At 42.0% G+C, this 12,514-nt stretch carries 8 protein-coding genes; 2 read left to right on the forward strand and 6 right to left on the reverse strand.

Annotated elements, in window-relative coordinates; all coding sequences use genetic code 11:
- Positions 1-49: 49 nt before the first annotated feature.
- The 4 genes from FTU62_RS09495 to FTU62_RS09510 all read right to left on the reverse strand — a co-directional run bounded on the left by FTU62_RS09495 (position 50) and on the right by FTU62_RS09510 (position 5,996).
- The gene (locus tag FTU62_RS09495) at positions 50-628 is read right to left on the reverse strand and encodes a hypothetical protein (RefSeq protein WP_180102523.1); all 579 of its coding nucleotides are present in this window, start codon (positions 626-628) and stop codon (positions 50-52) included.
- Between the two features lie 188 nt (positions 629-816).
- Entirely contained in the window at positions 817-2,958 is a 2,142-nt protein-coding gene (gene pta / locus FTU62_RS09500; protein ID WP_180004548.1) for a phosphate acetyltransferase, read from the reverse strand.
- Between the two features lie 59 nt (positions 2,959-3,017).
- On the reverse strand, positions 3,018-4,235 hold the full coding sequence (locus FTU62_RS09505) for an acetate/propionate family kinase (RefSeq protein WP_111884043.1): 1,218 nt from the start codon (positions 4,233-4,235) through the stop codon (positions 3,018-3,020).
- Between the two features lie 495 nt (positions 4,236-4,730).
- A complete protein-coding gene (locus FTU62_RS09510) occupies positions 4,731-5,996 on the reverse strand; it encodes a glutamate-5-semialdehyde dehydrogenase (RefSeq protein WP_180102524.1) in 1,266 nt (421 codons plus the stop codon).
- A 303-nt stretch (positions 5,997-6,299) separates the two neighbouring features.
- On the opposite strand from FTU62_RS09510, the gene FTU62_RS09515 reads away from it, so the two are divergent.
- On the forward strand, positions 6,300-7,628 hold the full coding sequence (locus FTU62_RS09515) for an alpha/beta fold hydrolase (protein ID WP_180102525.1): 1,329 nt from the start codon (positions 6,300-6,302) through the stop codon (positions 7,626-7,628).
- Between the two features lie 27 nt (positions 7,629-7,655).
- On the opposite strand, the gene FTU62_RS09520 is transcribed toward FTU62_RS09515, so the two are convergent.
- Both FTU62_RS09520 and nagZ read right to left on the reverse strand, forming a co-directional pair.
- Entirely contained in the window at positions 7,656-8,525 is an 870-nt protein-coding gene (locus FTU62_RS09520) for a class I SAM-dependent methyltransferase (RefSeq protein ID WP_180102526.1), read from the reverse strand.
- A 128-nt stretch (positions 8,526-8,653) separates the two neighbouring features.
- Positions 8,654-9,676: a beta-N-acetylhexosaminidase gene (gene nagZ / locus FTU62_RS09525; protein ID WP_180093326.1), complete on the reverse strand. Its 1,023-nt coding sequence runs from the start codon at positions 9,674-9,676 to the stop codon at positions 8,654-8,656.
- Between the two features lie 200 nt (positions 9,677-9,876).
- On the opposite strand from nagZ, the gene FTU62_RS09530 reads away from it, so the two are divergent.
- Positions 9,877-12,087, forward strand: coding sequence for a carboxy terminal-processing peptidase (locus FTU62_RS09530; protein ID WP_180102527.1), 2,211 nt, complete (start codon positions 9,877-9,879; stop codon positions 12,085-12,087).
- Positions 12,088-12,514: the final 427 nt, after the last annotated feature.

Below are 12,514 nucleotides of genomic sequence, written 5' to 3' on the forward strand. Positions count from 1 at the left end.
ATCGTTTGAAGGATAAAAAAAGAATTGGGATTCAGCCCCAGGTTGAAACTTAATACGAGATCAAAGGGGTCAATTTTACTTTGCCATTTGAAAGGTAAAAGGGGTCAATTTTAGAATGCCGTTGACAAGTCCAACCAATTGTGGTGTGGCCAGATGGATATGAAACAAATTGGTTCTTTTTATTTTCCTCATCAGGCGTACAGGTGCTGACATTAAAATAGCCATATGGACGTTCACGGCTATATTTCTTTTTTGCAGTTTGAGTAGAGTATCTACTATCAAGTTTAATCTTTCTTAAAATTTCAAATAAAATAGGTGTATTTTTCTCATTAATTTCTACGCCAAATGCATGTGAAAAAGGTCGCCCTAAGTGTGCATTTGAAACATCAGCATCAATTTGTGCTTGCTGCCAGCGAGCCGTATTTTTCAAATATTGAGATTGTTTAAAAATACTTTGATCACGAATAAAATCTCCACTATGGGCTTGTGGAGGAGTAGATAATATTTCAAGACTATTTGGAGCTGAGTCAGGTGTTAGATATGAATCTGCGGCCATGGAGTGTGCGCTTAAGCAAACCCATATTAATGTAGAGATGGCACATGGAGTATAAAATTTTAAGTTTGTCATGATATAGCTAAGTTTTGAATAATTAAAAAAGCGCTCATACCATAAGCAATAATATTGACTCTAAGATGACAAGAATTAATAAGATGAAAATTATCGCAATATAAATAAGATTGAAATGCGGGAAAATCGGAATGAATAAAAAAACCACCCAATCTTTCGAAAGGGTGGTTTAGAACTCGAAACTAAAATTAAGCTTCTTGCTGTTCAGATTGAATTGCCGTTAATGCAATGGTAAACACGATGTCATCGACCAATGCGCCACGAGACAAGTCATTTACAGGTTTGTTTAAACCTTGCAGCATCGGACCAACACTGACTACATTTGCAGAACGTTGAACGGCTTTATAGGTTGTATTACCTGTATTTAAGTCAGGGAAGATAAACACATTGGCACGACCAGCCACTTTAGAGTCAGGTGCTTTAGAGCGTCCCACACTTTCCACCGATGCGGCATCGTATTGAAGCGGGCCATCAATAAGTAAGTCTGGACGACGTTCTTTGGCAATGCGTGTTGCTTCAGCCACTTTCTCGACATCTGCACCTGCACCAGAAGTACCTGTTGAATATGAAATCATCGCAATACGTGGGTCAATACCAAAAGCTTTCGCTGAATCTGCAGATTGAATCGCGATCTCGGCAAGCTGTTCTGCATTTGGATCTGGATTAATGGCACAGTCACCATATACATAGACTTCATCAGGCAACAGCATAAAGAACACAGAAGAAACCAATGAATAATCAGGTGCAGTCTTAATCAATTGGAATGCAGGACGTACGGTATTCGCTGTAGTATGTACTGCGCCTGAGACTAAGCCATCCACCTGATCGAGTGCAAGCATCATGGTGCCTAAAACCACGGTATCTTGTAGCTGTTCGCGTGCTTGTAGATCATTAAGTTTGCCTTTGCGCAGCTCAACCATTTTCGGCACATAGTTTTCACGAATCAGATCTGGATCAATGATTTCCAAATCATGTGGAAGTTCGATGTTACGTGCTTTTGCAACTTCAATTACGGCTTCAGGTTTTGCCAATAAAATACAGTGTGCAATGCCACGAGATTGACAAATGGCAGCCGCTTGGATGGTCCGTGGTTCATCACCTTCAGGTAAAACAATCCGTTTTTTCGCAGCAATGGACTTTTGTACCAATTCATGACGGAATGCAGAAGGGGACAAACGGGGTTGATACGAACCATTCAATACTTCAGTAATCCACTCAGCATTGATGTGGCTTGAAACAAAGCGGGTCACTTGTTCTGCACGTTCTACGTCATCGACAGGAATTTCATTGCCTAAATTTGAAAGTTGTTGTGCCGTTTCAAAAGTGCTTAAAGGCGTATGTAAAATCGGTAAGCCTTGCTTAATCGCGGTTTGGCAGAAATCCAAAACTTGTGGGTTCGGTTGATGGTGTTCAGTCAAAACCAAACCGGCAAGTGGAATACCATTGCTACTTGCAAGGCTAGAAGCCAACAACACATCAATACGGTCAGAGGCGCTGATAATCAGTTCACCTGCCACAAATTTGTGAAGTTCATGTTCAATATTAGATGCAACTAAGCTGCTATGTAGTACGCGGCGATGAGCAGCATCGCCTTGGTTGATCCATTCCGCTTGAATATGTGTCGCCAAGTCAGACATTCGCGGTACGCTGAGCGTATTACTAAATGGAACGAGGCCAATAACAGGTAGCTGTGTAGAACCAATTTGCGGATTACTTTGTTGTAATTCGAGTACAAATTTATTGGTATCACTGATTAAACGCAGATTTGGATCAAGTGTGACAGGAATTTGCGCAGATTCTTCTGGCAAACCACGTGTGCGCATAAACAAAACGCCCGCAGTGCGTTCAGATGCTGCACCACCGAATTGGCGTAGAGAACTGTCAATTTTCTCAGCCGTTTTCGTGGCATTTTGAATATCTGCTGTGCTGACAATAATTACTTTAGCATCAAGAGCTTTTGCTAAAGTTGCGTTGAGTTCTGAGGCAAAATTATCTCGGCTGTTTGGAACCAAGCCTTCAACAATAATCAGATCATGCTTTTTTGCAATTTCACGGTGCAAACGAACCGCTTCTTCGAGCAGTTCATCACTTTCATCATGACTGAGTTGCTTCACGATGGTGGCATGATGAATAGGTTCTACCGTTTCATTATTAAATAAATGACGATAAAGAGCCGTTGTACGGTCTACAGTATCTGCGACATTTTCCTGTGAAAATGGTTTCAGAAAACCTGCTTTGACCCCTTGGCATTCCAAAGCATAAATTAAACCTAAGCATGCAGATGTTAAACCTACACCTTCCCCAGTTGGCACGAGTAAAATTGTTTTCATACGGTGTCTAAATTAAAGCTAAAAATTAATATTGAAGGCGAAGGGGCTGATGCGATTGCTTATGCAATCGCAGCTTCAGCATCAGACTTTTTTGTAGCAGACGCTGTCACCTCGTCTACAACATGCTCAGTTTCTTTGGCAATACGGCCTTCTTCATCGGTTGGAACAACCCAAATTTGTGGGCCAGTACCGTGGTCAATACGACCTTCAGTACCGCGTTTTAAGTTGTCATTTAATTCTTTACTAAGGTTGAAACCAAAGTGCGGTAAGTATGAAACTGTTTTTTCACGAATGTAGGCAGAATTTTCACCAATACCACCAGTAAAGAATAAACCGTCAATACGTGGTAGACCACAGCTGAGGCCTGCTAAAGATTTTGCTAAACGGTAACAGAATACTTCAATGGCAAGCGCGGCATCTTCATTACCTTGTTCTGACGCTTCGATCAATGTACGCATGTCGTTTGAAAGATCAGACAAACCGAGTAGGCCTGATTGGCTGTTCAGCATCTTGTCGATTTTGTAGATATCCCAACCTAAGTTGCTCGCAAGGAAGCTGTGAATACTTGGGTCAACATCACCACTACGTGTGCCCATGACCACACCTTCAAGTGGAGTCAGACCCATTGACGTATCTACAGATTGACCATTCCAAATCGCACAAGTCGAGCTACCATTGCCTAAGTGAGCAGTTAACCAGCCACCTTGTTTAAAGCTGCCTGCCAACATTGAGCCACGCTCAGATACGTAGGCATGGCTAGTACCATGGAATCCATAACGACGTACGTTATGTTGTGTGTACAAGAATTTTGGTAAAGCATAACGGTATGCATGAGACGGCATGGTTTGGTGGAATGCTGTATCAAATACGGCTACTTGCGGAAGTTCAGGGAACAAGCGCATGGTTGCTTCGATCCCTACCAAGTGAGCCGGGTTATGCAATGGAGCAAGCGGTGTAGCTTCACGAATACGTTCAATAATTTCTGGTGTTAAGAGCTCAGCTTTGGTTAATGTACCGCCGTGAACAACGCGGTGACCAATCGCTTGAGGATTATGGTGAGCCAAACGCTCTAAAATAGTTTCGAGGGCTTTTTCATGGTCAGCATGTGGAATAGACAGCTCAAGCGCATCACCACCTGTAGTGACCCCTTTAATACGTGCATCAGCAGAACCTAGGTTCTCGGCTAGACCAAAAATACGATCTTCACGGCGCTCAGAAACTAACGCATATTTGATAGAAGAAGATCCGCAGTTAATTACTAATACTGATGTAGACACGTTTAAATACCCGAATTCTAATTGAAATACTTATCCATAATATTGATCTGATTGCAGTTGTATTGATTGATACAATTTAGATCTGTGATGATGTTTTATCATGGGTTTTTTTATCGTCCTAGATAGACTTTAGGAGATTAGACTTAAGCACTATCGACCCTGAGCACAATAATAATTAAAATTTATCAGTTCATAGTTTTCATTTATTAATAAAATAGTCCTCAAAATTTATACGATTTAAGGGATATACATAGAACATAACATGCGTTCGCTGCGCTGTAATCCTAAAATTGTTGCAAAAAAGCAGGTAAATTTAACTTTTTCTCATTCTTCTTAAGTATTTAATTGTCAAAAAATCTGTTTTTCGATTCTAGATCCTGTGTGTTTACAGGCTTATATTTCAATATGTGAACCCTGGGTCTAATTTTTTAAATCACCATAAAAAAAGCTGTGCCTTTAATCAGAAAAGCACAGCTTTCATTGTCTTATTGGGTGTTATTGGCGAATTTGACCATCACCAAACACAATCCATTTTTGAGAAGTCAGACCTTCAAGACCGACTGGACCACGTGCATGGATTTTATCGGTTGAAATACCGATCTCAGCACCAAGACCATATTCAAACCCATCCGCAAAGCGCGTTGAGGCATTGATCATCACTGAACTCGAATCTACACGCGCCAAAAACTGACGAGCCAAACTAAAGTTTTCGGTAATGATTGAGTCGGTATGGTGTGAGCCATATTTGTTGATGTGTTCAATCGCTTCATCTAGGCCTGTAACGACTTTCACTGCCAAAATCGGGCCTAAGTATTCGGTGTACCAATCTTCCTCAGTTGCAGGAACAATCGACTCACCCAAAATGCGCTGCGTTTCAGCACAGCCACGCAGTTCAACTTTTTTCTCAGCATAAAGTTCAGCAATGCGAGGTAAAAACTCTTCAGCGACATTTTCATCGACAAGTAAGGTTTCCATGGCATTACATACGCCATAACGGTGTGTTTTGGCATTAAGCGCAATAGGTAATGCTTTTTGCAAATCAGCCTGAGCTTCCACAAAAACATGGCAGTTACCATCAAGATGTTTGATAACAGGCACACGTGCTTCATTGGTAATACGTTCAATTAAGCTTTTGCCACCACGAGGTACGATCACATCGACATATTCAGGCATAGTAATTAATTGGCCAACCGCAGCACGGTCTGGGGTATTTATCACTTGAACGGCGTGCTCAGGTACACCTGCGGCAGTTAAGCCATGTTGAATCGCTGCCGCAATTGCTTGGTTAGATTCCAAAGCTTCAGAACCACCACGTAAAATAATCGCGTTACCTGATTTAAGCGCTAAAGATGCGGCTTCAAGGGTTACATTTGGGCGAGATTCGTAAATCATGCCGACAACACCTAACGGTACGCGCATTTTGCCCAGCTGAATACCTGTCGGACGAAAGGCCATATCGGTGATTTCGCCAATCGGGTCAGTCAGTGCGATTACATCTTTTAGACCTTGAAGCATGCCTTTAAAGCGTATGGGGGTAAGTTCTAAGCGATCAAGCAGAGCACTATCCAAGTTGTTGTTATGCGCTTTGGTCATATCCACTTGGTTAGCTGCCAAAATTGCAGTTTCACTGTTTTGTAAAGCAGTATAAATTGCTGATAAGGCATTATTTTTAGTCTGGGTAGAAGCCCCTGCGAGCACACGTGATGCTGTGCGTGCTTGCTGTCCTACCGTTTGCATGTATTGTTCAATAGACTCTTGCATAGCGGTTTGATCACTTAGAAATTTCAACTCGATATTAACAGCCTGTGACTGAACAATGAAGCACTTAAGTGCATATTCGACTGTACTTGCTGACCAGAATTAACATTTTGAAATTGTTTTTAGAGCAAAAGTAGATAAGCGGCGGGGATATCAGTTGCTTGTAAAATGAACCTCTGTATAGAATGAAACAATAGCGACATTGAAGTCGTACAAATAACGATTAAAGAGCAGGACGCTAAGTCGAGCAGAGTCTCTAAATGAATTCCTGACAATAAAAATAAGGCAGGAATGGAGGAAAGGAATATGAATTCCATTATCCAAATGGATCCCACCGTACAGGAAAGTACGCATTACAGTTTTTTCGATCTGTATGACAAGCAAAGCTTTAAACAGCCTGCCAGAACGACATGGATTGATGGCTGGAAGGTCGAATATATGGCCATTGCACAACCTGAAACCATTCATCGCACCCCGATCGTTATTATTGGTGGGGCATTTCAAAACTTTAATTCCTACAAATATTGTGTCGAACAATTATTTGCGGCAGGCCCTATTATTTTAATTGATTTACCATCCATGGGCTCAAACCAGCAAATTACCAATGTCGATACTTCGGTGTCGGCAGGGACTTTAGAGTTGTGTGATCTGGCGCAGATGTTGGGCGTTTGGCTGGATATCGTCGGGCTAGAAAAAGTATCCGTGATGGGGATGTCACTAGGTTCAGTGGTGGCAGCAGGTCTGGCAGATCAACGTCCTGAATTGATTGATCGCATGATATTGATGGGCGTGATGCAAAAAACGCGCAAGAGCTGGCGCATGTTGCTTGAAGAATCCTTGCACTTGATGAAAGAACAGCGCATGGATGAATTTGGTCAAGCGGTGATTTTGTATTTGGTTAATCATGCCAAACTGGATGTGACGCGGATGTCACCGACAGCAAAGCGTTTGTTCTTTAGACAAATGGCTGAATTCACCAATACCGAACAAGAGCGTTATGATATTAACTGTAACCGTTTGCTGCGTTTGCAAGACGTGCCGATTCCACAGTGTGATGTATTGGTGTCTTGCGGGCAGTACGACAGTTTTACTTTGCCACATGAAAATGCGGGCTTTGCCTTGCAATGTCCGAATATGCAATTTGCCATGATTGCCAATGCGGATCATTTACCGCAGTTGCAACGCCGTAAGGAAACCATGAATTTGTTTGCAACTTATCTACGCGGTGAGTCTATTCAGCAGTTGGAAGGAATCATTCCAATGAGCCGAGAGCAAATGCAAAATATTGAACGCCGTGGCGAAGCGCGGGTGAGTGTACAACAGCCATTCACGCATTTATCTCATCGCCATTCAGACCTCGTGGTTGAAACTCAAATTACGGATTTAAATTATTTCGGCGTGTTGCTGAATGTGCAGGCTGAAATGTTGGACTCCATGCACGCATATCCTCGGGATTTGGCTTTACATCTAGAAGATGAAGAAGGTGAGTTTAAAATTGAATGTCTCATCTTTGACGTTGTAGATACGCAGGTTCGCGCTTTGTTTAAGCATGGTAGTTTTGAGTTGGCAGAGCGTTTATTGCGTTTTGTACAACGCCAAAAAGAAGATGTGTTGATATTAGAAGCTGTAAGTTAAAACATGAACATATAAAAAAACAGCGCTTTAGCGCTGTTTTTTTGTTTTGGCATGAACCATCCAAACCAAATCTCCACAGTGCTGCTCTGCATCGTGAAAAGGAATCACTTGTTCTTGCTGCTGTTGTGGAAAGTATAAGGCCGGCTGAACGACGTCTACTTCTTCAAATCCTGTATGACTGAAGAACTGCTGTAATTCAGCAGGGGATTGAAAATGAAAAGTAAAAGCGCTGCGAGACATGACTTTGAGTAATTTACTACTGGCCCAAATAAAACGTGCTAAACGGTTTTTAACGGGTTCTGGATAGATGTCGGTCAGATAATGTAATTCCTGAAACGAGGCGCCATATTCGGTGATCCCTTGCAATAACTTATTCAGTAGGGTTTGATCAAAATAATTAATCAGACCTTCGCTAATCACCACCAAAGGACGTTCAGGGTCAAAACTCTGAAAAATACGTTCAAAATCTTGAGTGAAAATGTCCCCAGTTAAGACCTCAGGGGCATGCGGGTCAATCTGTTTGAGTGCCTGTGTTTTGATTTTTGCCATATCTGGCAAGTCGAGTTCACGATAGTCAATTTCAGGATGCTTGGTGCGAAAATTCCAACCGCGCGGGGAGAGGCCACAGGCAATTTCGAGTACTTGTAGCTGAGGGTGTTGGGCAATGAGTTGATCTAAATGTTGATCGATCATGGCATGGCGCTGTTTAAGCGTCGAACGCATGCTACCGCCCACATTCTTTTCTGCCCAACTTTCTAAAGGATGGACTAAACGTGCTAAAAATTTACCTTTACGTGTGGCAAAAACGGGATGCGAAATCCCCATGCTGTACCAAATATAGCCGGTGTAATGTGCAGTAAAGGAAATGTGTCGATGTTCCGATAAACTTTGTGTCATGTCGTCCTGACCTAATGTTGTTTTTATTGGCAATTTTTGTATAGCGCCGAAGCACTTATTTTGACTTCATCATAAATCAAAAAGGAGCACCTTGTCGTGCTCCTTTTTATGATTTTAAACGTCGTGGATTAGCAATATTGATTTTTAAAATCCACAATGCGGTTACGCACGTTCTGCCAGTCCGCCCCGAGTTCAATGCTTTGCCCAATCTCAATTTGTGGGATTTTACCGCGCATACGTTCTAGGCGTTCTTGATTTGGAAGAGCCAAGTTTTGAATGCCATCAAGTGCAATGCATGCAGATTCACGGTTATTACATACAAGGCCCATATCACAACCTGCATTTAATGCTGCTTGGATACGAGCATCTGCGCCGCCAGCGACACAAGCGGCTTGCATGCTTAAATCATCGGAGAATAAAACGCCATCAAATTGGAGCTCTTGACGTAAGACTTTCTGAATCCAATACGGTGAAAATCCAGCAGGATTAGGATCAATATTTTCATAAATCACATGCGCAGGCATTAATGCATCAAGCTGTGGTTGCAGTTGAATAAAGCTTTGCATGTCTTTTTGATAGATTTCTTCATAACTACGATGATCAACGGCAGCAGCGATATGTGAATCTGCTTTCACCGAGCCATGGCCTGGGAAATGCTTACCTGTAGATGCCATCCCCGCACGTTTCATACCTTTTAAGAAAGCACTTGCCAGTGGAATGATGTCTTGCATATTTTTGGCAAAACCACGGTCACCAATCACATCACTGACATCATTTAGGTCCAGCACTGGTGCAAAACTAAAATCGATGCCGACCGCAAGGACTTCAGCTGCCATCAACCAGCCACATTGTTCAGCCAGTTCAACAGCTTTTTCAGGTTCAGTTAAGTAAAGTTCTCCAAACTTACCCATAGCTGGTAGGAGTGTGAAGCCTTGTTTTAAGCGTTGTACACGACCACCTTCCTGATCGACGGCAATTAAAATATCAGGACGGATTTGACGCATATGGTCGGTCAGGGCACGAACTTGTTCAGGAGATTCAATGTTGCGACCAAATAAAATCATGCCGCCAACTTGTGGTGCCTGTAATAGTTCAATATCTTCTTGGGTAAGTTCTGTGCCAGCAATGTCGAGCATTAATGCGCCAATCATATTCGGTGTCCGTGTTGGAATTTTTAAGGAAAAACAATACCTGAATTCTGCAATGATTTGCTACACTTTGTCAGCAGAGAATATGATAAAACTACACGACATAAACATATTAAGTTGTTTAAGATTTTGAATCTATTCAATTCAGGTCGAAAACCAACACGGTAATATTGGTCTTAATACCAAGGAAGTACAAATTATTTATGAAACTTCAAACATTAGCTTGTGCCGTTGCGATTGCGACAGGTGGATTCTTTTTCACTCATGTGGTGAATGACGCAATTGCTGCCAATAATACAGAAGCAGTGAGCGCGGGTACCATTCAGCCCACACAAGAGCAAGCCTTGGTCTCACGTCAGCTTGCAACATTGGTAGACCGTCAACACTATTTAAATCAGCGTTTAGATGCCAATACCTCTAATCGTATTTTAGATTTTTATATTGATAGTTTAGATGCTGAACATACGTTGTTCTTGGCATCAGATATTGAAAATTATAAAAAACGTTATGGCTCAACTTTTGGTGCAAATCTCAAAGCGGGCAATTTAACAGGGCCGTATGCGATTCATGCGCAATATCGTGAGCGCTTAAAACAGTTCTACACCTATATGTTGGAAGAGCTGAAAAAGCCACAGAACTTAAATCAACCGAATAACTACATCGAAACTGATCGTGAAAAAGCGCCATTCTTTAAATCGACAGAAGAACAGCGTGCGCATTGGAATAAAATGTTGGTCTCTCAGCTGATCAACTTAACCATCAGCAAAGAAGAAGAGAAAGCCAAACAAAAAGCGTTGAAAGATGACCCAACACTGGCAAATGGTCAAGACTTAACAGGTCCTGAAGACTTAACACCTGTACAGACTTTAACCAAGCGTTATACGCGTCAGTTAGAGCGGATTAGTCGTTTAAAAAGCGATGATGTGCTCGACAAAACTCTGAATGCCATGATGCTGACGTATGATCCGCACAGTAACTATTTCCCACCTGTAGATGCGATGGAATTGAACCGTCAAACCACGCTGCAATTGGAAGGGATTGGGGTGTCGATTCGTCCTGAACGTGGCAACGAAGACTACACTAAAATTGAAACGATTGTAGAAGGTGGTCCAGCCAGCAAATCAGGACAAGTCAAGTCAGGTGATCGCATTGTTGGTGTTGCCCAAGATGGCGACAAAATGGTGGATGTGATCGGTTGGCCGAGCAATGAAATTGTCGGACTGATTCGTGGTAAACGTGGCACCAAAGTGACTCTACGTTTATTGGGTGCTGGTGCGTCCATGAATCAAGCGCGAAATGTCACAATTGTACGTGATGTGATTCAAGAAGAAGATGCAGGCGTGCGTTCACGTACCGTTGAAATTGAGCGTGATGGCAAAAAGCATAAGTTCGGTGTAATTGAAATTCCATCGTTTTACTTGAACTATCGTGCACGTCGTGCAGGTACAGACTACCGTTCTGTGTCAGAAGATACCAATAAAGCCTTAAAAACTTTAGATGCTCAAAATGTTGAAGGTATCATCATTGACTTGCGTAACAACCCTGGTGGCTCACTTGAAGAAGTGGCACGTATGCTTGGTCAAGTGATTAAATCAGGTCCAGTGGTGCAAATCCGTGATGGCAATAGCAATGTCAGCGTGTTTGAAGATGATGATGGGGGCGCGCAAACTTATGCAGGTCCATTGGCAGTATTGATTAACTTGGCTTCGGCGTCTGCAAGTGAAATTTATTCTGCTGCGATTCAAGACTATGAACGTGGTGTGGTGATTGGTAGCACCACAACGGGTAAAGGAACAGCGCAGGTACAACTTGACTCTTTAGCCTATGGTCAAGCAACCTTAACGCAACGTAAATTTTACCGCGTGACTGGCGGCAGTACCCAGAATAAAGGAGTCGTGCCTGATATTAAGTTGGTTGATATTTACAATGAAGAGTTTGGTGAACGTAAAGCGAAAAATGCTTTACAGTGGGATACCATTCCTACAGCACCGTTTAAACGTGAAGGCTCGATCCAAGCCTATGTTCCCGATTTGATTAAGTCATCTCAGCAACGTGTCAGCATTGATCCGCAATTTAAATATTTAGAGCAACGTACTGCGATTGCGAAAAAGACAGAAGAGCAAAAGCGTGTGGTGCTTGACTTAGCGAAGCGTAAAGCCGAGCTGTTGGCACTAGAGCAAAAGTCTTTGGATGCTGAAAATCAGCGTCGTAAAGTGGTGGGTCAAAAACCTTATGCCAACTGGGAAAGCTACCAAGCGTCTATGGATGCATTGGTGGAGGCACGTGCAAAAATGAAGGCAAACCAACGCCCAGCACTGCCTGAAGAAGAAGTCTTTGTGACGGAAGCGGCAAACGTGCTAATGGACTATGCCAAATTACAAGGCAAAACGCATACAACAACAGCCAAAAAGTAAGTAATTCATCCATAAATAACATTGAGATGATTGCTTGAGTTTTTGACAGAAAAGATGAATTTATCCATTGAGAAATAGCGAGCTACGGCTCGCTATTTTTTTGTGAGTAGGGCGGTGTTCGATTTAAATCTAGAAAGCAATCTATAAATGATTCTAACTTATTCATTTTATTATGATTAGAAACTGTTCTAAAATAATAAACACCTGATGCAATTTTTATCAAAAGTTTAAGTTTTAGTGAACTTCATCAAGCTTTATTTTTTTAAATTAATCAGTTGCTTAAAATCTTGAAAGAAAGACTTGACCATTACCGTAGACTAATAGATTCTAAGAGAAAATAAGTAAGTAATTGAAAATGTAACAAGTTAAAGGGAAGAGATAGATTGGGTAATTCGGTTAAAGAAAGTGCCACGATAACCTAAGCGGA

Origin of the sequence: Acinetobacter sp. YH12126, assembly GCF_013418745.1 — a bacterium.
Classification (GTDB): domain Bacteria; phylum Pseudomonadota; class Gammaproteobacteria; order Pseudomonadales; family Moraxellaceae; genus Acinetobacter; species Acinetobacter amyesii.